At 47.5% G+C, this 26,070-nt stretch carries 27 protein-coding genes; 22 read left to right on the forward strand and 5 right to left on the reverse strand.

Features of this window, described 5'->3' with window-relative positions; all coding sequences use genetic code 11:
* Positions 1-354: 354 nt before the first annotated feature.
* From PluTT01m_RS05310 to ssb, 11 genes are all read left to right on the forward strand, one after another.
* Entirely contained in the window at positions 355-1,239 is an 885-nt protein-coding gene (locus tag PluTT01m_RS05310; RefSeq protein ID WP_011145388.1) for a ParA family protein, read from the forward strand.
* A complete protein-coding gene (dnaB-PI, locus tag PluTT01m_RS05315) occupies positions 1,232-2,611 on the forward strand; it encodes an SPI-7-type island replicative DNA helicase (RefSeq protein WP_011145389.1) in 1,380 nt (459 codons plus the stop codon). Before PluTT01m_RS05310 ends, dnaB-PI begins: the two co-directional genes overlap by 8 nt.
* Positions 2,608-4,338 carry a ParB family protein gene (locus PluTT01m_RS05320; protein ID WP_011145390.1) on the forward strand — a complete coding sequence of 577 codons (1,731 nt, stop codon included), beginning with the start codon at positions 2,608-2,610 and terminating at the stop codon, positions 4,336-4,338. Before dnaB-PI ends, PluTT01m_RS05320 begins: the two co-directional genes overlap by 4 nt.
* A complete protein-coding gene (locus PluTT01m_RS05325; protein ID WP_011145391.1) occupies positions 4,331-4,582 on the forward strand; it encodes a TraR/DksA C4-type zinc finger protein in 252 nt (83 codons plus the stop codon). Before PluTT01m_RS05320 ends, PluTT01m_RS05325 begins: the two co-directional genes overlap by 8 nt.
* 63 nt (positions 4,583-4,645) lie before the next feature.
* Positions 4,646-5,236, forward strand: coding sequence for a DUF2857 domain-containing protein (locus PluTT01m_RS05330; RefSeq protein WP_011145392.1), 591 nt, complete (start codon positions 4,646-4,648; stop codon positions 5,234-5,236).
* On the forward strand, positions 5,233-5,496 hold the full coding sequence (locus PluTT01m_RS05335; RefSeq protein WP_041379952.1) for a ParE family toxin-like protein: 264 nt from the start codon (positions 5,233-5,235) through the stop codon (positions 5,494-5,496). The genes PluTT01m_RS05330 and PluTT01m_RS05335 overlap by 4 nt, the downstream gene beginning before the upstream one ends.
* Positions 5,465-6,748, forward strand: coding sequence for an STY4528 family pathogenicity island replication protein (locus tag PluTT01m_RS05340; RefSeq protein ID WP_011145393.1), 1,284 nt, complete (start codon positions 5,465-5,467; stop codon positions 6,746-6,748). The genes PluTT01m_RS05335 and PluTT01m_RS05340 overlap by 32 nt, the downstream gene beginning before the upstream one ends.
* Positions 6,749-7,016: 268 nt before the next feature.
* Positions 7,017-7,715, forward strand: a complete 699-nt coding sequence (locus PluTT01m_RS05345) for a PFL_4669 family integrating conjugative element protein (protein WP_011145394.1) — start codon at positions 7,017-7,019, stop codon at positions 7,713-7,715.
* A 3-nt stretch (positions 7,716-7,718) separates the two neighbouring features.
* The gene (locus PluTT01m_RS05350; RefSeq protein WP_011145395.1) at positions 7,719-9,749 is read left to right on the forward strand and encodes a DNA topoisomerase III; all 2,031 of its coding nucleotides are present in this window, start codon (positions 7,719-7,721) and stop codon (positions 9,747-9,749) included.
* Between the two features lie 659 nt (positions 9,750-10,408).
* On the forward strand, positions 10,409-10,867 hold the full coding sequence (locus PluTT01m_RS05355; protein WP_011145396.1) for an STY4534 family ICE replication protein: 459 nt from the start codon (positions 10,409-10,411) through the stop codon (positions 10,865-10,867).
* Positions 10,868-10,940: 73 nt separating this feature from the next.
* Positions 10,941-11,405: a single-stranded DNA-binding protein gene (ssb, locus tag PluTT01m_RS05360; RefSeq protein WP_011145397.1), complete on the forward strand. Its 465-nt coding sequence runs from the start codon at positions 10,941-10,943 to the stop codon at positions 11,403-11,405.
* A gap of 525 nt (positions 11,406-11,930) precedes the next feature.
* Here the strand turns inward: ssb and PluTT01m_RS05365 are convergent.
* The 5 genes from PluTT01m_RS05365 to PluTT01m_RS28045 form a co-directional block, all read right to left on the reverse strand.
* Positions 11,931-12,137, reverse strand: a complete 207-nt coding sequence (locus PluTT01m_RS05365) for an integrase core domain-containing protein (RefSeq protein WP_109791951.1) — start codon at positions 12,135-12,137, stop codon at positions 11,931-11,933.
* Positions 12,130-12,798: a PP2C family protein-serine/threonine phosphatase gene (locus PluTT01m_RS05370; RefSeq protein ID WP_011145399.1), complete on the reverse strand. Its 669-nt coding sequence runs from the start codon at positions 12,796-12,798 to the stop codon at positions 12,130-12,132. The genes PluTT01m_RS05365 and PluTT01m_RS05370 overlap by 8 nt, the downstream gene beginning before the upstream one ends.
* Positions 12,785-13,672, reverse strand: a complete 888-nt coding sequence (locus PluTT01m_RS05375) for a nucleotidyl transferase AbiEii/AbiGii toxin family protein (RefSeq protein ID WP_011145400.1) — start codon at positions 13,670-13,672, stop codon at positions 12,785-12,787. The genes PluTT01m_RS05370 and PluTT01m_RS05375 overlap by 14 nt, the downstream gene beginning before the upstream one ends.
* 12 nt (positions 13,673-13,684) lie before the next feature.
* On the reverse strand, positions 13,685-14,578 hold the full coding sequence (locus tag PluTT01m_RS05380; RefSeq protein ID WP_011145401.1) for a type IV toxin-antitoxin system AbiEi family antitoxin domain-containing protein: 894 nt from the start codon (positions 14,576-14,578) through the stop codon (positions 13,685-13,687).
* Positions 14,579-15,810: 1,232 nt separating this feature from the next.
* Entirely contained in the window at positions 15,811-15,999 is a 189-nt protein-coding gene (locus PluTT01m_RS28045) for an addiction module antidote protein (RefSeq protein WP_011145404.1), read from the reverse strand.
* A 303-nt stretch (positions 16,000-16,302) separates the two neighbouring features.
* Between PluTT01m_RS28045 and PluTT01m_RS27420 the strand changes: the two genes are divergently transcribed.
* The 11 genes from PluTT01m_RS27420 to PluTT01m_RS05440 all read left to right on the forward strand — a co-directional run bounded on the left by PluTT01m_RS27420 (position 16,303) and on the right by PluTT01m_RS05440 (position 26,022).
* The gene (locus PluTT01m_RS27420; RefSeq protein ID WP_011145405.1) at positions 16,303-16,632 is read left to right on the forward strand and encodes an Abi family protein; all 330 of its coding nucleotides are present in this window, start codon (positions 16,303-16,305) and stop codon (positions 16,630-16,632) included.
* A 23-nt stretch (positions 16,633-16,655) separates the two neighbouring features.
* A complete protein-coding gene (locus PluTT01m_RS27425; protein WP_011145406.1) occupies positions 16,656-16,865 on the forward strand; it encodes a hypothetical protein in 210 nt (69 codons plus the stop codon).
* A 147-nt stretch (positions 16,866-17,012) separates the two neighbouring features.
* Entirely contained in the window at positions 17,013-18,062 is a 1,050-nt protein-coding gene (gene pilL2, locus PluTT01m_RS05400; protein ID WP_011145407.1) for a PFGI-1 class ICE element type IV pilus protein PilL2, read from the forward strand.
* A 6-nt stretch (positions 18,063-18,068) separates the two neighbouring features.
* Positions 18,069-18,506: a type IV pilus biogenesis protein PilM gene (gene pilM / locus PluTT01m_RS05405; protein ID WP_011145408.1), complete on the forward strand. Its 438-nt coding sequence runs from the start codon at positions 18,069-18,071 to the stop codon at positions 18,504-18,506.
* An 18-nt stretch (positions 18,507-18,524) separates the two neighbouring features.
* Positions 18,525-20,228, forward strand: a complete 1,704-nt coding sequence (gene pilN / locus PluTT01m_RS05410) for a PilN family type IVB pilus formation outer membrane protein (RefSeq protein WP_011145409.1) — start codon at positions 18,525-18,527, stop codon at positions 20,226-20,228.
* 23 nt (positions 20,229-20,251) lie between these two features.
* A complete protein-coding gene (gene pilO2 / locus PluTT01m_RS05415; RefSeq protein ID WP_011145410.1) occupies positions 20,252-21,568 on the forward strand; it encodes a type IV pilus inner membrane component PilO in 1,317 nt (438 codons plus the stop codon).
* On the forward strand, positions 21,555-22,040 hold the full coding sequence (gene pilP / locus PluTT01m_RS05420; protein ID WP_049789746.1) for a type IV pilus biogenesis protein PilP: 486 nt from the start codon (positions 21,555-21,557) through the stop codon (positions 22,038-22,040). Before pilO2 ends, pilP begins: the two co-directional genes overlap by 14 nt.
* 13 nt (positions 22,041-22,053) lie before the next feature.
* Positions 22,054-23,607, forward strand: coding sequence for a GspE/PulE family protein (locus PluTT01m_RS05425; RefSeq protein ID WP_011145412.1), 1,554 nt, complete (start codon positions 22,054-22,056; stop codon positions 23,605-23,607).
* Positions 23,600-24,685, forward strand: coding sequence for a type II secretion system F family protein (locus tag PluTT01m_RS05430; protein WP_011145413.1), 1,086 nt, complete (start codon positions 23,600-23,602; stop codon positions 24,683-24,685). Before PluTT01m_RS05425 ends, PluTT01m_RS05430 begins: the two co-directional genes overlap by 8 nt.
* Positions 24,686-24,753: 68 nt before the next feature.
* Positions 24,754-25,356: a type 4 pilus major pilin gene (locus tag PluTT01m_RS05435; RefSeq protein WP_011145414.1), complete on the forward strand. Its 603-nt coding sequence runs from the start codon at positions 24,754-24,756 to the stop codon at positions 25,354-25,356.
* A complete protein-coding gene (locus tag PluTT01m_RS05440) occupies positions 25,357-26,022 on the forward strand; it encodes a prepilin peptidase (protein ID WP_011145415.1) in 666 nt (221 codons plus the stop codon).
* Positions 26,023-26,070: the final 48 nt, after the last annotated feature.

Below are 26,070 nucleotides of genomic sequence, written 5' to 3' on the forward strand. Positions count from 1 at the left end.
GGATGGCTTGACAGTTGCAATAGAACTTGTAAGTATTGCGCTCAGACGGAAAAAGGACATCTGATTTCTCAGATATCCTAATCCTAGAACCTTTATATTTATATCCAAGTGGCGCAAAACTGATCAATCTACAATTATGCATTCCAGGTTCTGATATCGAACGCCCGTCGAGCTTTCATCTCTCAATCAACGCGCTTTGAATGGTGCCCGGAGGCGGAATCGAACCACCGACACGAGGATTTTCAATCCTCGTGCTGAGATGTTAGTATTTTGTAATCAATGCGAGAATTTTGTAATTAAGATACTGGGTTAGTACTTTTCATATTTCGAATTACTTAAATTCGAGTGTGCAAAATGAAGATACTTCCCGTAATTTCTCCTAAAGGTGGCGAAGGTAAATCCACACATGCCGCCAATGTAGCCGGTTTTCTTGCAGATGCCGGATTCACAACTCTCCTTCTTGACGCTGATTATTCTCAACCCACTTCAAGCAGTATTTTTGCACTTGAGTATGAAGCCCCAGCTGGTTTGTATGAACTTCTTATGCAGACTGCTGACCTGGGTCAGAAAGACCAGATTATTTCCCGTTCTGTTATAAATAATCTGGATGTCATCATTTCCAATGATCCTGATGAACTCCTGCCTACGGCCATGCTTCATGCGCCTGACGGACGTTTGCGTCTGAGGAATATATTGCAGCACCCTCTGTTCAGTCAGTATGACGCTATCATCATTGATTCAAAGGGCGCTACTGGTGTGATGGCCGAGCTGGTTGTGCTGACGGCCACTGAATTTGTATTGGGTGTGATTAAGCCTATTTTGCCAGATGTTCGTGAGTTTCTGCGGGGATCGTTGCGTATGTTGACGCGACTGCAATCGTTTGAGAATTATGGTATTCGATTACCTTTAATTCAGATATTGGCGAATGGTATTGAAGGCACTAATCTTGACCGCGATACGTTGAATGAACTGGCCCATATTATCGAGCATAAACGTTACGATACGTCCTCTTTTGGTGGGCGAAGAGTATACCAACTGCTGAAAACCCGCATCGACCTGCTGGATATTTATAAGTTGGGGCATGTGCGTGCCCAACCCGTTCACCGTCTTGAATACAAAACCTCCCGTAAAAGCCCCGCTGCCGCGCAAACAATGCACTGTCTGTCCTGTGAGTTGTTCCCTGAATGGCATGAACAGTTTGATGCACTGATGGCGAATAAGGGGGTGAAGAATGCGTAACCCTTTTTCTTTACCGGATGGTATTGAACAACCGTATTCTTGCGATGCTGAACAAGCCGTTCTTGGTGGGTTGATGCTGGATAATGATCGATGGGATGAAATCGTACCACTGATACATGCTGATGATTTTTTCCTGCCCGCTCATCGACGGATTTATGGCGCTGTCGCAACCATGTTTGCGGCCAATTTGCCTGTTGACGTACTAACGTTGTCTGAAATTTTAGAGCAAAAGGAGCAGCTAAAACAGGTTGGGGGATTTGCCTATTTAGCTGAACTTGGCAAAAACACCCCGAGTACGGCAAACATTGTTGCTTATGCGGAAATTGTTCAGGCGAAAAGTCGCTTGCGTCAGTTGATAATGCTGGGAAATGAGATGAGCGATCAGGCTGGCCATCCTCGTGCTGATTTTACTGACATTACCGAAATGGCGGAGCAGCGTTTATATACGCTGTCTGAGCAGAAAGCTGTGCGCCAAGATATTAGCTTGAAAGAAGGGCTGGGTTTGCTGATTGAAAAATTAGAGCAGGCCAATGGAGGTAATGGGATAACGGGTACGCCGACAGGCTTTAGGGAACTGGATACAAAAACCTGTGGTCTTCAGCCGGGCGACCTTATCCTGCTGGCCGGTCGGCCTTCTATGGGGAAAACCGCACTGGCACTGGCTTTCTGTCTGAGCGCACTGGAGAGTGCTCCTGATGCTGTTGCTCAGATTTTTAGTCTGGAAATGCCGATGGATCAATTATTGATGCGTATGGTGTCCATGTTGGAACGTATTCCGCTTGAACGCCTGCGTAGTGGATTAATGGATGATGAAGATTGGGCACGGGTTAGTAGAGCAATGGAGACGCTAATTCAATGGGAAAATCGGCTGATAATTGATGACAACAGTTATCAGACTCCGGCTTTATTACGCGCCCGTGCCCGCAGAAATGTGCGCAAGTATGGTCGACCTTCATTGATTATGGTGGATTATCTGCAACTTATCCGAAGCCCGGAGCAGGAAAACCGAACCCAGGAAATTGCAGAAATTTCCCGTAGCTTGAAAGCTCTGGGTAAAGAATTGGGTTGCCCAGTACTGGCGCTTTCACAACTTAATCGTCAACTAGAGCAGCGTACAGATAAACGTCCTAATAACGGTGACTTACGGGAATCGGGGGCGCTAGAGCAAGATGCTGATCTGATCTTGTTTGTTTACCGGGATGAAGTGTATGACGCCAATACATCGGATATTGGGATAGCCGAAATCATTATTGGTAAACATCGTCAAGGATCGATTGGAACAGTCAAGATCCAGTTTGATGGTGCCTGTACCCGGTTTAGTGATCTTACAGAGAGGTATTATGATCTTGGTGCTAAAAGGGGAAATATATGAGTAAGCATAAAACCTCTCTAAGCGATGCAATACTTCAACGTGGCAAAACACCACAATCACCAATCAGTACTGTTGTTTTGCCTATGGCAGAAATGCCAATGGTATTAACGTTGGATGAGTTACAGCCAAACCCGGATAATCCTCGCCTCAGCCGTAATCCCCGTTTTGACGATATTAAAGCTTCTGTTCGTGCCAGAGGACTGGATTCTGTACCGAAAGTGACGCGAGATCCGGAAGACAGTGGAAATGTTTACATTTTCAGTGATGGAGGCAATACCCGTTACCAAATCCTATGTGAATTATGGAAAGAAACGGGTGAGGAACGTTTTTTCCGAATCCCTTGTTTGTTTAAACCCTGGCCTGGTCGGTTGCAGTGTGTCATTGGGCATCTGGCAGAAAATGATGTTCGGGGGGATTTAACGTTTATAGAGAAAGCGCTTGGTGTTTTTAACGCAAGTTCTATGCATGAGAAATGTTTGGGAAGACCGATCTCACAACGAGAATTGACAGATTTATTAAAACAAGAAGGGTTTCCAATATCACAAACCAGCATCAGTCAGATGCATAACACGGTGCAATATTTATATCCTCATATGCCTAATTTGTTGATATCGGGTATGGGGCGTCCGCAAGCAGTAAACATATTGTCTTTACGAGTTGATGCTCAAAAAACCTGGAATAGTTTTTCTTCAGAGGCATCGTGTGGGAAGGACTTCGATTCAGTTTTTGGTGAGGTATGTCAGCGCTTTGATAATCCTGAACTCTATTCTTTTGACATGCTACGGGATGAACTGATTGGGGAATTAATAAAAGCTTTGCCACATCCTGCCCTTAATTATGATCGCTGGTTATTGGAGCTCGATCCTAAAGAGCGAAACCGTCGTCAGTTGTTTGGTGAGCCCCCTCCTATTGCTGAACATTTGCGCGATGCGGATAGACAAGCCGCTGAAGTGCCTGAAAAGTCGGTACCTCTTGTGACTAAAAGCGCTGCCTGCGTTTCGGCAGTGGAACCTGAGTCGCATGGGGATGTTATCGAATGTCAGGAAGATAAAAAGACCGAGGAATATGAAGTTTGTCCGCCCAAAGTTGAAGTTCAGCCTGATGTGTATGAAACTCGGCCAACTTTATCCAGTGAGTTGTCGACAATACAGGATAAGGAAGATATTGCGCCTTTAGTATCAGCACCTTTATCGCAGATAGTTCCCTCTACTTTAAGTGAATTTAATCACTGTCTTCCAACACCACCACAAACTTCATTATTAACAGAGCCTACGCCATCTGATGGATTGAGTTTTGCACAAACTGGTCTGGAGCCAGTTAGTGATATCTGGTCTATCTCACCGGTACGAGATGATATTGAGCATTTACAAGATATGGCGTTTCGTTTGGCATTCGAGTTAGCCGAAGAAATGGGAGGAGCGGATGAGCTTGAGGAAGCTAAAGATACGGCCTGTGAAATGGGTTATCGATTAGCTTATTCCCATACGGCATCACGTTTTGTACAGGTGCTGTTGTCGTTGACGGGGGAGAGTGACCATAACGGTGAATTGGCAGATACAGGTATAGGCATGTTGGGAACCTGGTTTGTCGGGTCTGACAAGGATACTCCAGTATTGCCTGATGTCGCAGTAGTGAAATTTATGCGTCTTATTCGGGTGTTGCGCCGGTTACGTGAACTGCAACGTGAGTTGTCGGTAGTCTCAGCAGAAGGGAATGGCAATGTCTGATGATATTGATGACACGAGGGCTCAGGCTGTTACCGCGATGTGGCTGGAAGAGCAGATCGCTGTTGTACGGCGTGAGATGCATACCGGTAGGGTGTCACTGAAATATTGTGAAGGATGTGGTGATCGGATTGATGAGCAACGTCGGCAGATTTTGCCGGGGGTCCAGTTGTGTGTTGGATGTCAGGAAGTTGCTGAGCATTGGGAACAGGTCAGATGTATTACCGGAGGTCATCGTGGTGGGTAAGTTCAGATCTTATGTGTTCCAATTTTGTTCAGACGTATCGTATTGCATTGAGAGAGGTGCCTTATGAGCCAGATATCCCAGGTAACCAATGCCTTGTTAACTCAACTGGTCATGGAGTTGAAATCGGGTTATCTCCGCCGCTGTGAAGCACTGGGTTTGATGGACGAAGAAATGCGGATGTTACACAGTTTGACTGTGGAAGACTTGCATTATCTGATGAATAGCCCGGTGTCAGTCCTTACGCTGCGTATCCATCATGAAAATTTTGCGTTAATGCTGCAACAAGCCCGACGTGAGCAAAAACGTCTGCAACGTCTTGATCGGGCACTGATGTTAGGCGGCTCAATTGAATTGATGCAACACTACTTTGGGTTGACTTCTGTTGAGGTGAGTTCCCGTCGTCGTATGTTAGGGATTGAAGCTCGCCAGGGTCGATGTCTGATGCTGACAGATAAAGACAGTGCTGAGGTCTGGCGACTGTGGAAAGCGAATGTCACTGATCTGGATAGTGCGGATGGGCTGGATGTGATGATGCAGGCCGCTGAACAGCTGGTCGTGTCACTGACGGCAGTCTGGAATGCTGTACGTGGCTGGATTGAAGACGAAAAGAACACAGTAAAACCTGAAGTTGGTCAGGGACGGCAAGACAGGTGAAAAAGACAGAGATCACTCAGGGGTTGTTGGCCCCCTGTTCTGTACCACTCGTCTATAGAAAGAAAGCGGTAGAACAATTGAAACGTTATCGACAGGGTAGCAAAAATTACACTCGGATCAGGGCGAAAGGCAAAGGTAAAGTTTCTCATCGTTGCCTAAAAATTGATATTGGCATGTTTTGGCGGTTGTTAAGTCGTAACGGAGGACGAGATTGGGAAATGATGACACATGAGCGGTACAACAATGAAATCTGGAAATAACACACGGAAGGCTCCTTTGTCATCTGATAGCCTCATTGCTTTTACGTTGGAGCAAATGAATGCCCGACTGGCAGCTCAAGCTGAAGGTGATGAAAAAAAACAGTTGCGCAGTGGGCTGTTGTATCTGGGGAACGTGCATGATGCTATTCCCCGTCAGTTAATTCTGGATACCCGATTATCTCCGCTCGATAAGATGGCCTGGATAATGATACGGCTGTATGCACAACAAAATGCGGGAGCGGTCTTCCCTACCTATGATGAACTGCAATTGCAACTGGCCTCTCCGCACAGCGGTAAAGCCTCCCGGGAAACCGTCAGCCGGGTATTGCTGATGTTGCGAATAACCGGCTGGCTAAGTTTGTGCAAACGCGTCAGGGATGAAAAAGGGCGCGTGAAAGGAAACATCTACGCCCAGCATGATGAGCCTCTGACATTTCATGATGCTGAAGCGCTTGATCCCAACTGGCTGGACACGGTGGGGGAGGCGTGTCGCCACAAAAACCGGGTGATTAGTCAGACTGCTTGGTCAGTATTGATGGAAGTTAAAGATGATCCGATGATGCGGCATCGCCGTTCCCGAATTGCTTTACTGGAAAATCGGTTAGGTCAGGTACAAACGCCGCAGCAAATGGCGGCGTTGCAAGCAATAAGTCAGCCAAGTTCGGTAACCGAACTTAATCCCAAAGGCCAGAACAGACTAAGTTCGGAAACCGAATTCAATACAAAAACAGGGGATAGTAATCCGAGTTCGGCAACCGAACTTAGTCTAAAATCAACGAGTTATGACAGAGTTCGGCAATCGAACGGTTACGTACGTCATTTCACACACAGTGTGAATAAAAATACGTACGTAGCCCCATCGGATGGCGACAACCCGATTGTTGAGCATTTGTTGCCTGTAGCGTTACGAAATCAGCTTTCTGATGACGACATCAGAATGCTGACGGAACAACTCCAGGCACTTCCGTCTGATCAGAGGCATTTGGTGTTGGATAGCCTGCGAGTTCCATTGGAAAATGGCTCGTTAAAAAATCCGGTGGGTTACCTACTGACACTGATGAAACGTGCCAGACAGGGAGAGTTGAGAAGCCCCGGTACAGCAAATCAGGGGGAAAACCCCGGCATGAAAAAGCCTGTTCCTGCCAGCCGTCAGAAAGACAGACCTGTTTTGCCAGAGGTGCAAAGAAAGGCCAATCCTGCCGTAATGAAAAAAGTGATTGCTGAAATCCGGCAGAATTTGATGAAAAGATAAATAGGGTCACTTTGGATGAGTCTTAAAGGGGTTATAGAGTCAGGCATTCCGAGGTATATGGGTATTTTTAAATGTCATCAAATAGATAAAAACGGTGATTAGAGTCTAATCATGGGCCAAAAGACATACAGTGATTAGAGTCTAATCATTATGGTTATGGGATGTTAATCAGGTTTTTGGGGGGAGCAAAAAAGAGTTTTGAATTGTGGTCACAGCCTGATAACGCAACTATCTCAGCGATATCCTTATGTCACAGAGAGAATGTACCATGACTGAAACTAAAGAGACACATGCTGTTCGCTCAGGCGCACTGCATTCCTCACTTACCATTGAGTTGCATACTCATTACGCTATCAGCCTGTGGAATGGCCGCCGGGATGAAAGTAGCAAAAAGAATAAACCGGTGATTATTAGCATGCCGCGATTTTTCTCACTAGCCGGTCGGATCAGCCAGGATTCCCTGATAGATAATCCGTATGCCGATATGGCGATGTTGGCACTGGAAACTAAGCTTGCTTCTGCTCATGACCAGATGCAGGCGGCGTTAGCGGAACTGGCGGCTACACTCTCGGGGGTACCTGCTCAAATCCATTTATCTGAGATTGCCTCTGTCGCTCCGCTCAATATTGGTGTTTACAGTCGCACTCCTTTGGGTTACCGCTGTGTTTGGTTATTAGTGGGTTACGATCAACTGGTGATGAAAGCCTTGCAGGCGCACCATTATGCGCTGATTTCCCGTCAACAATGTGACGGGTTTTTAAAAAAAGGGGGACACTGGGTACGCCAAATCTACGGTGCTGTCCAGCCGTACCGTAGTTTTGCTGTTACTCGTGACGATATCCTTTCCCAAACCCCTGCCGGCAGGGAAGCTATTACCCGTTTGGGGCTACCGGATGAGGCCGTTATGCGGGGCGAAAAACGTTCTGTTTTTTCTCCTGAATTAAAAAGTACGGTAAAGCAGAAATAAGCGATGAAACTGTTTCTGTGTGAAAAACCGTCTCAGGGGCGGGATATTGCGGTGGTATTAGGTGCAACAAAGCGTGGGCAGGGGTATTTAACTGGGCCGGGGGTGACGGTGACTTGGGCAGTTGGGCATTTATTGGAAACTGCCAGTCCAGAAGTTTACGGTGAACAATATGGTGCTCCCTGGCGGGCGTCAGTGTTGCCGATATTGCCGGCCTCCTGGCAAATGGTGGTCAAAAAGGAGACGGCTGACCAGTTTACTGTTATCTGTCGTCTGCTGAAACAGGCAGACGAAGTGGTGATTGCCACTGATGCTGACAGGGAGGGAGAAGTGATTGCCCGGGAATTACTGGATTATTGCCAGTTTCAGGGGAAAATATCCCGTTTGTGGTTGTCTGCTCTGGATGAGGTGAGTATTCGGGCGGCGCTTGCTAATATTTTGCCCGGTGAACAAACGGCATCGTTGTATTTGGCGGGACTGGGACGAGCCAGAGCTGATTGGCTCATTGGCATGAATTTTACCCGACTCTATACCGTGAAAGCCCGTGAATGCGGATATAGTGACATTTTGTCTATTGGGCGTGTTCAGACGCCCTCTTTGGCACTGGTTGTCTTTCGAGATCGGGAGATTATCGCCTTTACGGCTAAACCTTATTGGCAGGTGGTGGCTGACCTTCAGTTTGACGGACGAATTTTCCGGGCGGATTGGGTACCCGCTGCGACCTATTGTGATGAAGAAAAACGCTGTATTCATCAGAATGTGGCACAGACAGTGGTTAAGTTATGCCAACAAACTGGTACGGCTACTGTCCTGGAAATCAATACTAAACGGGAAAAGCATGCGGCTCCGTTGGCATTTGATCTTGGTAGTTTGCAACAGTTGTGCTCGAAGAAATGGAGCATGGGGGCTCAGCAGGTACTGAATATTGCCCAGAATTTGTATGAGACGCATAAAGCTACGACCTATCCTCGTACAGATTGTGGTTATCTGCCTACGGCCATGCAGGCGGAAATTCCGCAAGTATTGGATGCTGTGGTTAAAAGTGATCCGGCTATGCGGATTGTGGTAGATAGTCTGGACCGGACGTTGATTTCGCGTATCTGGAATGACAAAAAAATTACGGCGCACCACGGTATCATTCCGACAAAACAGCCCTGTGATATGAATAAGATGACGGATGATGAGCGTAAAGTGTATCAGCTTATCCGTCAGCATTATTTGCTACAGTTCCTTCCTCTGCATGAAATGGATATAACTGAAGCGACTTTTGATATCGGTGGGCAATTGTTTCGTACCCGGGGCAATGTAGTGATTGTTCCTGGCTGGAAGGTATTGTTTTCAGCGGGTAAAGATGAATCGGCATCCATCGGGAAAGACGATTCTTTGGGAGAAAGTTTGCCGTCGATGGTCAAAGGCAATCAATGTCAGGTTAATGAGGCTACTTTACGAATGTTGCAAACTCAGCCATCCGCTCACTTCACGGAGGGCACACTGATTGCGGCGATGAAAAATGCCGCTGCTTTTGTCAGTGACCCGCAACTTAAGAAGGTATTGAAGGACAATGCCGGGCTGGGAACGGAGGCTACCCGGGCAGGGGTACTGGATACGTTGTTTAAACGGGGTTATCTGACAAAAAAGGGCAAGTATATCCACGCTACGCAGATTGCCAGCGAGTTGATAGCCGCGTTGCCTACCGCGTTGACCAACCCTGGATTGACTGCATTGTGGGAACAGGCGTTGGATGATATTGCTCAGGGGCAAGCGGAATTGCCGGATTTTATGGCTCGTCAGGTCCAATGGACCCAATACTTGGTGGAGCAGGTTCAGGCGCAGAAAGTCGTGATCACGCCGCCGCCTTCATTGCCTTGTCCGGTGTGTGGAGGCGTAACGCGTCAACGCCAGGGAAAAAACGGTGTTTTCTGGGGATGTATAAAATACCCGGAATGCAGTGGGGTAGTCAGCACCGTCGATGGAAAAAGAAAAACCAGATCTGCCCGGCATAAGAACATACCGAAAAAACCGGCAATGACAGGGTGAGCTGATTTTTTGTTGTGTACCTAAGCTGGAGATCTGGGAAGGTAAACTGGCTTTGGTACATTGCACCCCACGACTGCGGTTTGACAGGCAAGTCGTGCATAGATTTTCTCTGTTGTCAGTCCGGTAAACGGCTTCCTTTGAAGGGTTGGTAAATAGCCGCGCCGGGATAGTTGAATGTCCCTGGAGTTTGTTGAGACTACTTAGCTTCCAACCTTGTACCATATGCCAGTGCAGATTCCTTGCCGTCCTTTGGGCGGCGCTATTTTTTACCGCTTCCCAAAAATCATTTTCCTCGTTGACAGTCTGGCCCCCTGATTCAAAAATGCGTGGGATAACTTGTTGTCTTCGGACAATCGCCAATATTCCCGCAGTCTGAGAGGAATGCCTTTGGGTGACTGCTCTCAATGTCAGAAAGGTCTGAGACTGACGCTTTCGTGTGACCTGTCACAAAGCCATTGTAGCCTGAGAGGTGGTGCCTGCGGGCGGTAAACCCGTTTATCCTTTGGAAACGGGTATCACTGATAACAGTGATGAAGGTGTATTTTTAACTTATCAGATAGCCTGTGTTTGACACTGGCTTCCCGGCGGGAAACATCACTTCCCGCCCTGGGTGATGTGTTCTCCGTCGTTTCTTTTTTTCACTTCATAGAGAGAACATCATGTCTGCAATTACCACTGAAAATAAATATTTCAACCTGAATATCAATGGATTGGGGTATCTCAGCAATGTCCGCAAGGTGAATGGTCCGAATGGCAGTTTTTTCAGCGCGGTCATCAATGCATTGAGTGGACCAACAGAGAATCCGTCTTATGTTCGCTTTGATGTCACTGTTGCCGGTAAGGAAAACAGTGACTTAATCAGCCGCTGTCAGAAAGCGGTTGATGAGGACAAAAAAGTCTTACTGGGTTTCACATTAAGTCAGCCGTCTACCGGGATTTTTACGTTGAACAAGGGTGAGCATGCCGGTGAACAGCGTGTCAGTTTAAGAGCGCGGTTGATTAAAATTGACTGGATCAAAATCGGGCAGGAGATGGTTTATAAAGCTGAAAAACCTGAATCCGTGCCGCCTGTACAGAATAAGTCTTCGCAAAAGCATTATGCAGAGAATTCATTTTGACTGCCCCTGAAGTCTCTCCGGAGTGCATTTTTTCGGGGAATTTTTTTCATCTACATTTTGAAAGGGAAGTTACATGGCTTCACGCGGCGTGAATAAAGTGATACTTATTGGACGATTGGGACAAGAACCAGAGGTGCGTTATCGGCCAGAGGGTGATACAGTGGCGGTATTGTCACTGGCAACATCGGAAACCTGGCGGGACAGACAAACGGGTGAGCAGAAAGAGCGTACCGAATGGCATCGGGTGGTCATTTTCGGCAAACTGGCCGAAATTGCTGGTGAATATTTGAAAAAAGGCAGCCAGGTATATATTGAAGGTCAGTTGCGTACCCGTAAATGGTTTGACAAGGCGAGTGGGCAAGATCGGTATAGCACGGAGGTCGTGCTCAATCAGCAGGGTACGATGCAGATGTTAGGGGGGCGTAGTCAAAGTGAGCCTTCCCGTTCAAGTGGTCGGGAACAATCGCAATCCTCTTCGTCAGTGCCGCCCCGAGGAAGTGAACCACCAATCGATTTTGACGAGTTGATCCCTTTTTAGAGTTCACCTAAGAGTTAAAAGGTAAGTTTTTTTCTGTAATGCCCCGATTATACGGGGCTTTTTTGTTTTTTATAGTTGTGTAAAAAGTAAAAGTATCTTGCAGGCGAAAGTCTTGCCGCAGTAATTGGTATGTTTGATTGTGTGGCTATGGCGTACGTATGGGAGGGTGACTGAAGCACGGGAGCAACGTTGGATAAATGTGTCCCTAGACCTAGACAGTGGGAGCACGCAAGTATGCAGCAAGTGAACCTGAACGAGCTTCGTAAATTTCAGCCACACAGTGATACTGGGAAAGTGTGGTGTAGGGTGGTTCCGTCGAGTCTGTAGAACGGGGGCGAAGATCAGCGAATCATGACGGATTAACAACCAAATGAAGTCATGGCAGGGATCCGGGGTATTGAGGATGGGATGCATATATAGCACTGAATGGAACGAACGAGACCTCTACCTGTCATGGTCTAACCTATCGCGTAATCAACGATATAAGGTAACCGCTGAAATTCTGAGAGATGCAGGATAGAGGAGTCAGAGATCTTTCAATATCATTGAATTAAGACATTTGTCACGAAAATGGCTATTAAAACTCTCAATAAATTTGTTTTGTGTGAGCTTACCCAGCTGAGTGATTCTCAGTTCAGCACTGTTATGATAAGCCCATTGTTCGGGTGTACGGCAAGGTAAAATCAGGCCCCTTGGTCGGTCCTTATCACAACCGATACGGGTGTCACAGATCTCGGAGCAGGACTACGGAGACATTATCTTCAGGTACTGTCTTTTTGTTTATCATCCCACTGAACGCGTTGTGGAGAGAGGCTTCGGTCTGTATTTCGTGGATAAACCTATCATCGAAATGGGACCAGAAGCCATCAGTACACATAATGATGGCATCATGATATGTGCGTTCCCGTTCTGACCAGGTGAGTGTATGTTTGCTGTCAGCACCGGCAAACTGAGTGAGCTGGTTACGCAGCGGGTGGTCACGAAGTTTTTCTGCTGGGCAGTTTCCTCGGTCAATACAGCGCTGGGCCAGTGAATGGTCGGTGGTTCTGAAGCTGTGTGAGGGCCAGTAAATCCGTGTATCACCCAGAGTGGCATAGCGGTATTTTTCTTGATCAGACACGATAACCGCAATACTAGCCTTTCCCGGATAACAGTCATTACAGCTCAGGATCCGGAGGACTTCTCCGCACAGCTCGTTGCAGCAACTTCCGGTATTTTCCAGTGCATAAAGTTGTTCACCCAGCCAGTCAACATAATGCGGACTGGCATGGCAGTGGCTGAATCCATCTGCCATCACGGAGACCGAACATACACCAGTGTTGATAAAGAAAAATCTATCCAGCTGCTCGTCTCGTTGCCCCTGATGACACAGATACAGGCTATTTTGCAACATTCTGCCAACCTGTTACTAAGTCCCAAGGCAGGGATTTATAGAAATCCACAATACGTGTATAGGCGGTATCAAAGTCCATAAGTTCCCCTTCGACCTCGTCTTTCAGGAGTTCATATTCCCGTGAGGATCGTTCACGTATATCCACTCTGCCCAGGGTTTCGGGGTTGACCATTCCGTCTTCCAAGCGACCGGTGGATTTTTCCAGTAGTGTGGTCAGTATAGCCAATTTGTCCTTGTTTTCAGGTTGGATGCTGTCTAAAAGCAGATTGAGGTCGTAGATGTCCTGACGACGTGAACGGTTACGGACAATCTGCTGGATCACTGAACGAATTTTCTCGGCCACAAGATCCGTGAAGCTGTAAGCTTGGATATCGTTGTCATCTGTTAGGGTGATGTGATCAACATTCAGGCTGTGTTCATTCAGACTGTAATCAATCTTGACGGTATGGGGAGATTGTCCCTGTCGCAGACGTCTCATTTCACCGTCATTGTTGTTCCTGGCATATCCTATTTTCAGTCTGAAGGACGGAAAGGTTGCCTCTTCGGTATTCCTTGGCTGAATGGAAAGACTTTGAACGGCACAGGTCACTTGATAAGGCAATTCTGCGGAAGAAATGGCTAGGGCATCGTCGAGCTCTTCATGGAAAGTCTGCTGATCTATATCGGCAAGTCGCATATTCGTTGAGAAATCAATATCTTCAGTAAATCTTGAACTCTGATATCTCAGGCCAAGCAGGATCCCGCCTTTCATTATCATTTTTGGTTTCAGGTATTCATTGGAGGCAATGGCCTGTAGAACTATATGTACGGCCTGGCGGAAGGTGATGCGGTCCTGTGGCGCATCGGCGATCCAGTCTTCTATAGAGTATTCCATATAGAGTATTTATCAGTTGTTGATGGATATACACCATACTTCGGAGTATGTCTTTTTGTAAGGGTTTGATGCTATTAATTTACGGCTTCCTCCACGCTGAACAGTCTTCTTCCATGTTTCAATCGTGCGGTGGGTTAGTCCACAGACTTCTTCCAGAAGGTAACCTACCCTGGCTTTATCTATACCTTTTCCATTTTTATCAACTGTTTTGACGATTACAGGCAGGTATTCACCAGCATATTCACGGAACACATCCTGTACATGCGAGAAACCGCCACACAGATCCGGCTCCCTGAGCATATCCAGAAAGGTTTCACCTATGTTACTTACCCGAATCCCACCGGAGTCATGGAGTTCCTGCTTTTTTCTGTAGTTTCTATGGGTATGGAAAATCAGCTCCTTGCCATCGATTTTTTCGTATGGAGTGAACCCGCGGATCATCAGAGGTTGCATGTTGCTTATAGCGGGGAAATCCTTCAGTAAATGTTCCTGATAAAGGCTCCGGGCAGTATTAAGAGGTGCTTGGATCAGGTGCACAATATGTGGAATACGATCGGTGATGCCATGCCATTCCATTGCGGACAGATAGGCAAGATGGGAGTAAGGTGTGAGACAGCAGGCAATCTGCTGAGCACTCGCTTGGTTTTTGTTACTGATTTGCCAGATAAAACTAGGAATAATGGGTGACAGAATTCCCTGATTAACCATGTCTTCCAGAGCATCATCCATGATTCGTTTGTCCGGTTCAGTTGCCTGGATTTTGCCAATGCGGATACCATCAAACATCCTGTCACGGTAGAGCATGTAGATATACATATTGAGTTCATGAAGAGCAATTATCGGTTTAGGATGATAGTTAAGAATTATGAGCCTTAGTGCATCTCGCAGTGAAGTTGTTTTCTTCATATTTAATATGATACCTGTCAATGTATAAGTCCTAAGGACTTATACATTGACAGATGTTTAATGTCAAGTTTTAAGACTTCGAAATGAGACTGTAACTGCATGAATTAAAGGGAAACAAAAAAACAGCTTGACAACATGTTACTATTACAACAACAATGTCCTAAGGACATTGTTGTTGTAATAGCTGATAGGGGTTGTAGCGTTGTCAGTCAGCTAAAGTGGTTTATTGTGGTTACTATAGCGCTCTTGCAACAACCAAGAGCTGAAATGGTTTTGATATTACTGTTTCGGCAGGAAAAAATGACCATTAAAAAATCATTACACCGGTGGAATTTATCCAACTTTACCAGAAAGACGAAGCTCTCTGATTGAGCTTGGTATTAAATTTGGGGAAGGGGCCAATTTACTCGCACTGAAATAATTTTCAGGGAATGGTGTCATCTATTATCATGATGTTGGGGGGCAGTTTATTCACTATTGTTGGTTACTGACCATCAACCCATCAACCAGAACTTGTAAGTTTTGTTTAGAAAATTCACTTTAAATTGACAAAATAATTTACGTTTCAAGATCTTTCATTAACCTAATGAAAATATTAGTACTTTTTGATTTTAGATATCCATTAGTATTCATAGCCGTTCTGAATGGACTGAAAAACTGTTTGATATCTTGCAGGTAATAGTCCTGTCGCCGTAGTTGGTTAGTTTAACGATGTAGCTATGTCATATGTGTAGATGGTGATTGAAGCATGGAAATAATGCCGAACAAGTTCCCTCCTACCACAGATTGTCAGGGCGGGCAAACTGTAACGAAAGTGAACCTGAATAAACCGTAAATCTTAACCACACAGCAAGGCTGTGTGTAGAGTAATCGGAAGCACGGTTTGATGAGAAACCGCTGGGGAGGTGACTTCAAACCAGAGGCTTACTCTATGTTCTTGTCTTAAGGGATTGATTGTTGTTATTACGATAAGTTCAAAAAGATTCCCTATTTTGCAACAGGGAATTTGTGTAGATAGAAACAGGCTTTATGTCCGTCTTTTCCACCTATTCTACTTCGATCGAAAATTAGTCCAATATGTTGGAGAAAAACAAGGTTTGATCCTATTGAGTGTGCGTTGCCGGTGTTCTAATGGGTTGCATAATAAAATGTAGCCCCAAGGCGTTAGCAACCTTTGTGATTATTGTGAATGTAGGGTTTCCCTTGCCAGAAAGGGCCTTGTAAAGCCCTTCTCAGTTCATTCCAACATTTCTTGCTAGTTGGCTGATGTTACGGGCTCGTACTATGTCACTCAAAGCAGCTGCAATAAGGGAAGGATCACCATCTTCTATCACAGCTTCCAGATACGCCGCAGTATCTTCTTCTGTTTGGAGATAATCGGCAGTATCGTAGTGGCTGAATTTTACTTCTTGGCTTTTCATCGGTTACTCCTTCCATTGCGTGGCAATGGTTTTTGCCAATTCAATAGCGTGGGATTGGTTGCCTTTATCTTCACCACACTATGTTGCAGTTTAATATTCTAGGGCAATTCAAAAGCCTGGTTACTCACAGATACCGAGAATAACCCTATGCGAATCTGACAAAAGTGTCAAAATGCGTTGACAAAATCTACGTCAGGCGTAGTATTAGCTTTAACAACGCTCGCAATGTTCCCTTAGGGGATGTTAGTGGGCTTTTTTTTGGCCTCTTTTTTCCCCTTCAGGGATGACTGCTAATCATGCCTTATGCCTTCTATCCAAAGCCGTATCGCTCACTGGGGGGATCTTGTTGCCGATTTACAGGCTAAGTATCTTCAGTTTCAGAATACTGCCGATGCAGAACAAATTCTTAGCCAGATAAGCTATCACCACTTCAAAATTTACCTGCATCTGTTCCTCGATCCGGCTAGCCCCGGTGGCAAGCATTACCGTCCGACAGCGTTCTTTGAGCATGGCGTTCAGATTTACCGGTTTGATGAAGAGCTCCGAGCTTACCTTTTTAAGGTCATCGTCGGACTGGAAGTTAAATTACGCAGCCGTCTCGATCACACACTTGCCGCGCACAGTAATTTATAAAGCTAAATATTTCAACGGGACGTATGCATCTTCTTACCGTTGCGCCGCTACAGACGAATCGCCTTTATAATGTTCTGGTAGTCATGAATCAGATGATAAAAACACTCGGTATTACCAGCCTGAACTTTTTTGACACGATTGATGATCTGATACAGCGATATCCGGCGATTCAGCCTTATCTGCGTAGCTCTGGGTTTGCTCATAACTGGCAGGCAGATCTGTTCTGGCATTAACTTTTCACTCTGACGAATTGACTCATCTGACGCACTGACTTCGATTGGTGCGTTTTTTTTGATTTTGTAAAAAGAGTTCTGCATTGAGCACAGTCCCGGATCCCCGCACAGTAAGCCGCATTTAGGATCACCTGCATGGGAATGCGCATGAAAAACCCTGTTTTTTTCTCACTCAGTTGGGTGCTCGTCATGGTATTAGCTGGGTGTGCCGGACAAACTCAGGAGGCTACCGCATCCGGTGTAAGTTTTCACCGTTCTCATCAGGCAAGTCCCGCTGTATCCGATATCTATTCTCTGACACCAGAAGTTACACGCTATGATCGCTATACCTTGGTGAGTGTAGGCAGCCAGGCTGTGCAGCGTGAACCCCTCAATCAAATCATCAATATCACCATGCCAGTACCATTGGTACAACGCATTGGTGATGGATTGCACTATCTGCTTTTTGGAACAGGTTATTCGCTGTGTGATACCACCGCAACCCATTTCGTTAAATTGATAGGCAGACCATTACCGGCTATTCAACGCAAAATGGGGCCGATACGGCTCAGTGAAGCGTTACAGATTGTTGTCGGGCCAGCATGGCGTATCCGGGTAGATGAGGTGAATCGTGAAGTGTGTTTTGTTTTACGTGATGAATATCGTCAGTTTTCCGAGACAACGGTTGGCCGGATAACACAGCCCAAAATGCGGGTACCGTTGCAAATAGCTTCTTCACCGGCGTTATCGGCATCTACATTGTCCAATAGCACATTAGCCACGCCGTTACCGGTGAAGCCCCTGATAGCTGAAAGACCGAAAACAGATACCCTTCAATCTTCTGTGACAGGAGGGAAATCCACAACCATTTCTTCAGTATCACCTACTCAGCCCATTAAATCCCTGCTGAGCGGCAGTACACCAGTGGCAACGGTACCGATAGGCAACATCTGGCGTGCGGAAACAGGAACCACTTTGCGTGGAACGTTGGAGCGGTGGGCTAATACAACGGATTGCCCGGTAGGGGGACACTGGGTAGTGGTGTGGTCGTCACCGACGGATTACCGCATTGATGCGCCGTTGATGTTCAAAGGCAACTTTGAGTCCTTGTTGGTACAAGTGTTTGATCTTTATCGACAGGCTGAGAAGCCATTGTTTGCCGAAGTCAGCCGCCTTCAGTGCCTGATTTCAGTCAGTGATAAACCGGTGACCCGGTAAGCCGTCATGGGGTACGTCATTAGTGCGTTTGCCTTGGTTTTTCTGTTGATTGCAGGGGGTATACAGCTGCGACAGGCAGAACAACTGCATATCGATCGTGACAACGCAAGGGCTCGAATACTGGCAGATCAAATGTTGCTGTTAGCCAGTGCCATTAATCACTGGCGTGGCGGCTATGCATCTAAAAATGGCACGGTGGATCTCCGTAAGCTCATTCTGCCTTTTCAGCCTGATGCCCGTATCCGGCATGTTATCAGTCAAGGCCGGCTCTGGGTGTGGATGCCGGAAATACCCGGTCTTGTCACCGCTCTGCGCGAACGCACTAAGGGGTCCATGTTGATTGGTGAAGTCCGACAGGGACGGTTGTATGGCTTATCCGGCCAGGCAATAGGATTCACTCTTCCTGACGGGATTAGCGATGGTGATGTGGTGTATTTCAACTGAAAAAACGGACAGGATGTGATGAAAAATAAATGGTGTTCACTCAGGCTTTGTACTTGCCTTGCTCCACTGGCGGCGGTAACAGGCATGGCGCTGATGTCCGGTTGTACCTTGCCGGCAGTGGATAATATGGCGCGTGAGGCCAGTGTGCAAAGTCGGGTAGCACAACAGCATTTGCATCAACAGCATAGCCTGAAACAACCGGGGGTAACCTGGGTAGATAAACCCTGGGTGAATCTGAAACCGGTAGTTCAGCCTGTCGCGTCGGTAAAGTTACCATCCTGTCAGATAACGATTATTAACAGTAAAGTCGGGCTGACATTACCGGAACTAGGACAACGCATTACCCAACTTTGTGGTATTCGGGTCACGGTAGCGCCCGATGTTTTATCACGAGTATCAACCACGGCGGGTGGGTTGACGCGCCAGATGAATAGGGCATTACCGACAGCTGATGATAAAGGACGTATGCCATTGGATTGGCTGGATGATCGAGATATACACTCAATTAACGCTGATGAGCGTCGAGAGCCAGAAGTCCTCACGGGTCTCAATTGGCAAGGGGAGCTGACGGGGCTTTTAGACAATATTGCCAGCCGGTTAGGGATTGCATGGAAGAGGGATAACAGGGCAGTCGTGTTTTATCGGTTTGAAACCCGGACATTTCAGTTGAATGTTCTCAACACCCGTACCAGTAGTAATGCCAGTGTTGCCTCAGGGTCAACCAGTAGTATGGGGACATCAGGGGGCAGTGGTAATGTCAACAATTCTGTCTCTGGGGAGGCCAGCTCTTCACAGAAAACCACGGTTGATCTGAACAGTGATTTATACGAAGACATCCGTAAGACAGTCGAGAATATGTTGACGCCCGAGCGTGGTCGGTTCTGGTTGTCAAGCTCCAGTGGAACGCTGATGGTAACAGACACGCCGGCGGTACTGGATTCGGTATCCCGTTATGTGGAAGAACAAAATACTGTTCTCAACCGTCAGGTTTTGTTGAATGTTCAGGTGCTGAGTGTCAGCACTAGCCGTAAAGAGCAAATGGGACTGGACTGGGGATTAGTTTATAACTCATTGCATAATTTGGGGGCTACGCTGTCTGGCAGTTTTAGCGGTATGGGCAGTGGGACAACGTCTGCGGGTGTCAGTATTTTGGAAAGTGCCACAGGGAAAGCGGCAAAACTCTCCGGTTCCAGCCTGCTGATAAAGGCGTTGAGCGAGCAAGGTAATGTCAGTGTGGTGACCTCTCAAGGAAGTGCGACCACTAATTTGACCCCCATTCCGATACAGATGGCTGATCAGACGGTGTACGTGGCTCAAAGCAGTACAACGACGGCTACGGATGTGGGAGCCACCACAGCTCTGACGCCCGGGATGATCACTACCGGGTTTAATATGACTTTGTTGCCGTTGATACAGCGTAATGGGGATGTTCAGTTACAAGTGGCTTTTAACCTGTCTGATCCGCCGACTATCCGTTCATTCACATCTAAAGAAGGCAATTCTTATATCGAGATGCCGTATACCCGGTTACGTTCACTGAGTCAGAAAGTGAATCTACGTGCCGGGCAGGCGCTGGTACTCACCGGATTTGAACAGGCTGATACTCGGGTGACTAAGACGGGAACCTTTACACCAGGTAATTTCCTGCTTGGGGGAGGACAGTCCGGAGAGAATCAGCGCAGCACGTTGGTTATTTTGATCACCCCCGTATTACTGGATTGAGGAATGAAAGGCTGCATGAATCAATGAAAAGCATCGATTTAGAAATATCCGGTGAGATACCCGAAGTCACGGTTGTAAAGGCCGATCGCCATTGTTGGATCGGTGGCCTGCGTTGGTCACCGTACGTGAAAGTAAAACGGGGACCCCGCAGAAGGCAACGTGTTCGTCCGGTAGCCAGTCGATCTCAATACATCGATGTACATCTGGTCGTGGGCAATCGTTCGGGGAGACGTCAGCAGACTGCTCGTATGATGGGGACGGGAATAATCAGGAAATTGTATTGCCGTCACACACCGTATTCTTTAGCCATCGCTTTTTTATCGCATTCCGGCCCAAACGGGTACGGGATCTATGATTTGGGCGAAGGGCAATGGTTATTTTTGGCAACGCAGAAGGGTTTGCCGTCCGTGATGGCCGATATTGTCGGAACCCGCGAGAATGTCAATGCAGCACTGTCCCGTTTTTTAACGTTTAACCCGGCTCCAGATAAAAGCTGGCGGGTGGTATCTGACCCTGATAATCCGGCGCATTGGCGCTCAATAATTTCTGCTTTGTCGGCTCATCAGTATCGGATGTGTCGCCTGCAACGGCGGTGGCGGTCACCATTATTGTTGATGGCTGTATTCATCTCTTTGTTGATTGTCGTATGGGTGTTATTGCAGTCAGGAAAATCTCCCGATGAGAGATTACCGATGACTGAAACCGTTCAAGTCAGGGCAGCACGATTGTTTGAAGAAACGCCAAAACCGGTTGACTTACCTCATCCGTGGGCCGATAAGCCGTTGTTACCCGCGTTTTTGGCACGTTGTGTCATGACCAGTCGGACGATCCCGGTGTTATTGGCGGGTTGGCGCTTGACGGCAGGTTCATGCCGAAAAGATGGCGTCCGCCTTCACTACGAGATTATGCCTGGCGGTACAGCAGCGCATTTTGTTCAGCGTGTACAGAGTGTATTTAAGCAGTCACCGGTTTTTGACCTGGTTCAGGGCGCAAAAGAAGGCCGGGTATTCCTGCCGTGGAAACCTTTGCCGGTTCGCAATGAAACGGTGCCTGCTGTTTCAGTACAGTTGATGAAGATGGTTTCGAATTTCCAGCAATGGCAGATCCCTCTGACGTTAAATGAACTTACTCCCGCATCGGCATTACCGGGCGACGGGCAATCTATACCTTCCCAGGATTGGCGAGAATACCTGTTCAGCTTCAGTAGTCGGGTGATGCCAGCATGGCTATTTGCTGAACTGGATGATACAGGGCTGCGAATGAACAGCCTCACGTTTACCCTGACCTCACAGGGACAGTTAACCTATCAGACTGAGGGATACATTTATGCCCGGAAATAATACTGCCTTGTGGATCAGTGTGTTAAGTGGGCTAATTTTTATCAGTTCACCCGTATGGGCAACAGAAGATAGCGCTCTTTCGGTAACAGGGATGACAGAGGCATCTGCGGGTGTGACTGTGGGACAGTTAGAGCATTTACACGCGAAAAATCTGCTGCTGGAAGCAGAATTGCAGCGGGCTAAATTACAACGCCAACTGACAGAAAGTCAGCCTTTGGGGTTGACGGGCAATAATAATATCGATCTGCCGGTGACCGTATCGCCTGTGATGACAGCGGGACAACCTGTGACCCGTCCGGTGGTTCAGGAGATTTATGGTCGGGGGCATGCATTGCGGGCGAGCGTAAGCCTGCCGGGCCGCGGTGTGATGGAGTTAGCTGTCGGTGACGCAGTGCCTGGCACTCAGTTCAAAGTTAAGGTGATCACGCTTTCTGCGGTCACACTAAGTGATGGTTCGGTACTCACGTTCTGAGAGAAGACAGGGAATGAAAGAAAACATCCAGGTTAATGATGCCGTGTTGCTGTTATGTGAAGAACAACAGGCTACGGTATTAATTGACAACAATCGTCGGGGCGATCCCCAGGTCCAGACCCGGGTCATGCAATTACTTGAAGCCACGCCAGAAGCAGAAATTCGCTTTGTCAATTTGTCAGAATTGCAGGCGAACCGCCAGAAACAGAATCAGCGGACGAATGAACAGGGCGTGTGTCTGTCGGACCTAACTGATGTGAGTGAACGCCAGAAGCAGGTACTGACCTGTTTTGAACTGGCAAAAAAACTGAATGCGTCAGATATTCACCTGACCATCAGTCCAGGACTGACCCGAATTGAAATGCGTATTCACGGTGAACTGGAAGTCGTCAATGAACTGTCGGAAGAGGAGGGAATGGCACTGGCATCCACGATCATCCTGTCAATGTGTGATGTCACTGAAACGCAATTTTTTCCAGGCCGTCAGCAGGACGGGAGGATTAAAGCGGATTTTCTGCGTCGGGTACATTTGTATGGCGCCCGGTACAGCCATACACCAACCGCAGATGGGTTGTATGTTGTGATGCGCGTGATTGCTGATGATGGTGACAAAGTGCCTACACTGACACAATTAGGTTTTTTGCCACAGCAAATTAAACGGGTTTCCCGTATCTTGCGATTGCCGGAGGGCTTGATTGTGTTATCGGGGCCAACCGGTTCTGGGAAGTCCACGACATTACGCACTTTTTGTCGCCAGTATCTTGACCGGACTGGCGGTAAAAAGCGGTTATTGACCGTTGAAGACCCTCCGGAGGGGAGGATTGCCGGTGCGATTCAAACGCCCATCGTGTGTGACAAAAGTGATGAAGAGGCGGTCAGGCTTGCCTGGCACCGGGCGCTCACCTCTGCGCTGCGTCTTGATCCTGATGCCGTTATGCCAGGCGAAATGCGAGACCTGACTTCCATGCTAACGGCAATTTATGCTGCGCAAACGGGACATAGTGTCATGACGACGCTGCATACCAATAGCGCAGTCGGTATTCCTGAACGCATGATAACCATGGGGGTGAATGCGGGGCTGATCGCCGACGCACAGCTTTTGATTGCGTTGATTAGTCAGCGTTTGGTGCAGACATTATGCCCACACTGTCGGGTACCTTGGGCACAGAAACAGGCGGTACTGGATGAGGAACAACGGGCTTATCTGATGCGTTATTGCCATGCTCCCGGTACCTGTTGCGTAGAGAATTTATATTTTCGCCACCCTGAAGGATGTGAACATTGTTGCCAGACGATTACCCTGAGCGGACGGATTGTTAGCCGGGGAGTGACCGGTCGTAGCGTGGTGGCAGAAGTCATTAGGCCCGATGCGCGATTTTTTACCTTGTTGATGACTGAGGGCAAAGAGGCCGCGAGACAACACTGGGTATCGAACTTAGGCGGGATTACGCGTCGCCAGCATCTACTGCATAAGCTGAATGCCGGGCTGATTGATCCATTGGAAGCCGACTTAGTTTGTCCGCTGGATGAAGATGATTATTTGCTGATGGAGCCGTGTGATGCGTGAAATGTCATGGGGCAGGCGTCTGCGCTATGTGTTAGTTCGCCACACTTTCTTACCCAGTTATCGCATCATTTTTTATGAGGCGTTGCGTTTTTTACTTGAAAACAAGATACCGTTATTGAAAGCGTTGCGGCAGATACGTGATGTGTATACGCATTTCGATACCCATTGGCATCCGTTTGCTGAACTCATTGACGATTGCATCTCGGCGCTCACTGATAACAGTCAAACGAATACCTTGGAACATGTGCTGGCTGTTTGGGGACCGGTAGAAGAGGCGGCGTTAATTAGTGCGGGTATGCGCAGCGGTCATTTGCCTGAAGCGCTGAGTCAGGCCATGACACTGATAGGTTGCCGTCAGCGTATTCTGATGGTGTCGCTCAGAATGATGATTTATCCCTTGCTGTTGGTGCTACTGATGGCGGGATTACTGGTGATCACCGCAACAGAATTGGTACCAACGCTAAGAAATATTGCAGATCCGGAAAACTGGCAGGGGGTGCTGGCATGGCTGAACGGAATGGCGACGTTCTTTGAGCATGCTTTTCTGTGGTGTGGTGTCTTACTGATCTCTTTTATTGTGGGCGTGGCGTATTCGCTACCGCGGTGGGTCAACCGTCTGCGCCGCATAGCGGATCATTTTATCCCCTGGTCGGTCTATAGCGATATTCAGGGCGCCATTTTTTTACTGAACATGGCTTCCCTTTTGCGTGCCCAGGTTCAGACGCTGGATGCGTTAATTATCCTGCAACGCTTTGCATCTCCCTGGTTACAGATTCGTCTGGAGTCTATTGCTGATTGTGTCCGCGAAGGGGATCACTTTGGCCGGGCATTGCATCACTGTGGCTATGACTTTCCGTCAAAGGAAGCGGTGAATTTTCTGTCATTACTGACGGAAGGTGATGGTACTTCTGAGATGATTGGACGCTATGGTGAGCGGTGGCTGGATCAAACCATCGTTCGGGTGAACAGGCGAGCTAATTTGGTCATGTTGTGTTCACTGTTGCTGGTTGTCGGGGCATTTATGTTGATCCTGTTGGCCGTCATGGAAATACAGAGCATGGCTAATATCCTGCCGTAATCCCCTTAAATTAAACCTCCTTTTAACGACTTTCTCCGTAAAGAACCCTTTATATAAGGAATAAATCAATGCAGTACATGATGATACAGAAACAAGACCGAATGGCCCGTCCCCCTGAACGGGGTTGGGCTATTTTGGAAAATGGTGCGGTGGCTCTGGTTGTGATTGCCGTGATTACTGTAGTTTTGGGGGGCATTTATATGTTGTATGACCGCAAGGATGCGGTTGTAGAAACAACGAATCTGCAAACTATCATCTCCAGTACTCAGGGGTTAATGAAAGGCAGTGGTGGATATGAATTTAGTCACGCAGACAAGATGACCGGCGTCCTGATTCAGTTGGGTGGCGTACCGAAGAGTATGACGGTTCGCGGCGATACGACTGTCGGTAATGCCACGCTGTGGAACACTTGGGGTGGTCAGGTTAAGGTCGGACCGAGCAGCACAGGGGGATTTAATAATGGGTTCACGGTAACTTACGAGAGAGTCCCGCAGTCTGCCTGTGTTTCATTAGCGACTGGGATGAGCCGGGGAGGAAGTGCATCAGAGATTACTATTAATAATACTCATCACGCTGATGGCAAGGTGACACTGGAAAGCGCCAGTACAGCATGCACAAGGAACAACGGTCGTACCGGGACCAATAAACTGATCTTTACGATTAATGGTTAAATGAAGACACTGATTGCGGTTAGCTTTCCTACAGAATATACCCCTCTGGTTATGATGACGTTATTTGTCATCGGATGCGTGCTGCTTAGTCCGGTGAGTAAATTTTTGCAGGAATACGGTCTGTTGATGTGTTCAGTGCATCCGGTACCAAGAATAGCTATCTGTTTGTACGTGATGTCGGGCACATTGATGTTGTTATCACCAGCGCCGCTGATGGAACGGATAGCCGCACTGTTGCTGCTGAGTTTTTTGCTGCAATTATCGGTTATGGATGTTTTGAGTGGCTGGCTTCCTCGTCAGTTTACATTGGCTTGCCTGGTGTCCGGTGTCTTGGTCAATATTTCGTTGCCGTCAGTATCAATAACTCTTTTGGCTACGGTGCTTATGCTTGCTGGGATGGGAGTGTTACGCGAGCTGATGAACCGGCACTCTCAATGTGAAGTGCTGGGGATGGGGGATGTCTGGCTGATGGGAGCACTGAGTGCCTGGCTGACAGGCTTACCGGCACTGATAGGTTGCTTGATGGGTCTGTCCGGTTTCGTGTTGTGGCATTTGGCACAATTACCTCATCAAGGTACGAAAGGCGGGCCACTGGGGCCTTGGCTTAGTTTGGGGAGTGTGGTCATGTTGTTGGAACGATTATATCAGCCAATATGGGTAATCTAATAGTGACAGAAAGAAAGGGGTGTTGTGGCAGCAGCAGGGGGCCAGGGC

The organism is Photorhabdus laumondii subsp. laumondii (assembly GCF_003343245.1).
Lineage (GTDB): Bacteria > Pseudomonadota > Gammaproteobacteria > Enterobacterales > Enterobacteriaceae > Photorhabdus > Photorhabdus laumondii.

Coding starts and splice junctions, on each gene's coding strand:
- PluTT01m_RS05310 (WP_011145388.1), top strand. CDS start 355: ATGAAGATACTTCCCGTAATTTCTCCTAAAGGTGGCGAAGGTAAATCC.
- PluTT01m_RS05330 (WP_011145392.1), top strand. CDS start 4,646: ATGAGCCAGATATCCCAGGTAACCAATGCCTTGTTAACTCAACTGGTC.
- PluTT01m_RS28045 (WP_011145404.1), bottom strand. CDS start 15,999: ATGAAAAGCCAAGAAGTAAAATTCAGCCACTACGATACTGCCGATTAT.
- PluTT01m_RS05355 (WP_011145396.1), top strand. CDS start 10,409: ATGTCTGCAATTACCACTGAAAATAAATATTTCAACCTGAATATCAAT.
- PluTT01m_RS05440 (WP_011145415.1), top strand. CDS start 25,357: ATGAAGACACTGATTGCGGTTAGCTTTCCTACAGAATATACCCCTCTG.
- PluTT01m_RS05345 (WP_011145394.1), top strand. CDS start 7,017: ATGACTGAAACTAAAGAGACACATGCTGTTCGCTCAGGCGCACTGCAT.
- PluTT01m_RS05325 (WP_011145391.1), top strand. CDS start 4,331: ATGTCTGATGATATTGATGACACGAGGGCTCAGGCTGTTACCGCGATG.
- PluTT01m_RS05340 (WP_011145393.1), top strand. CDS start 5,465: ATGAGCGGTACAACAATGAAATCTGGAAATAACACACGGAAGGCTCCT.
- PluTT01m_RS05320 (WP_011145390.1), top strand. CDS start 2,608: ATGAGTAAGCATAAAACCTCTCTAAGCGATGCAATACTTCAACGTGGC.
- pilP (WP_049789746.1), top strand. CDS start 21,555: ATGCCCGGAAATAATACTGCCTTGTGGATCAGTGTGTTAAGTGGGCTA.
- PluTT01m_RS05435 (WP_011145414.1), top strand. CDS start 24,754: ATGCAGTACATGATGATACAGAAACAAGACCGAATGGCCCGTCCCCCT.
- pilN (WP_011145409.1), top strand. CDS start 18,525: ATGAAAAATAAATGGTGTTCACTCAGGCTTTGTACTTGCCTTGCTCCA.
- pilM (WP_011145408.1), top strand. CDS start 18,069: ATGGGGTACGTCATTAGTGCGTTTGCCTTGGTTTTTCTGTTGATTGCA.
- dnaB-PI (WP_011145389.1), top strand. CDS start 1,232: ATGCGTAACCCTTTTTCTTTACCGGATGGTATTGAACAACCGTATTCT.
- pilO2 (WP_011145410.1), top strand. CDS start 20,252: ATGAAAAGCATCGATTTAGAAATATCCGGTGAGATACCCGAAGTCACG.
- PluTT01m_RS05430 (WP_011145413.1), top strand. CDS start 23,600: ATGCGTGAAATGTCATGGGGCAGGCGTCTGCGCTATGTGTTAGTTCGC.
- PluTT01m_RS05375 (WP_011145400.1), bottom strand. CDS start 13,672: ATGGAATACTCTATAGAAGACTGGATCGCCGATGCGCCACAGGACCGC.
- PluTT01m_RS27425 (WP_011145406.1), top strand. CDS start 16,656: ATGCATCTTCTTACCGTTGCGCCGCTACAGACGAATCGCCTTTATAAT.
- pilL2 (WP_011145407.1), top strand. CDS start 17,013: ATGAAAAACCCTGTTTTTTTCTCACTCAGTTGGGTGCTCGTCATGGTA.
- PluTT01m_RS27420 (WP_011145405.1), top strand. CDS start 16,303: ATGCCTTCTATCCAAAGCCGTATCGCTCACTGGGGGGATCTTGTTGCC.
- ssb (WP_011145397.1), top strand. CDS start 10,941: ATGGCTTCACGCGGCGTGAATAAAGTGATACTTATTGGACGATTGGGA.
- PluTT01m_RS05380 (WP_011145401.1), bottom strand. CDS start 14,578: ATGAAGAAAACAACTTCACTGCGAGATGCACTAAGGCTCATAATTCTT.
- PluTT01m_RS05370 (WP_011145399.1), bottom strand. CDS start 12,798: ATGTTGCAAAATAGCCTGTATCTGTGTCATCAGGGGCAACGAGACGAG.
- PluTT01m_RS05425 (WP_011145412.1), top strand. CDS start 22,054: ATGAAAGAAAACATCCAGGTTAATGATGCCGTGTTGCTGTTATGTGAA.
- PluTT01m_RS05350 (WP_011145395.1), top strand. CDS start 7,719: ATGAAACTGTTTCTGTGTGAAAAACCGTCTCAGGGGCGGGATATTGCG.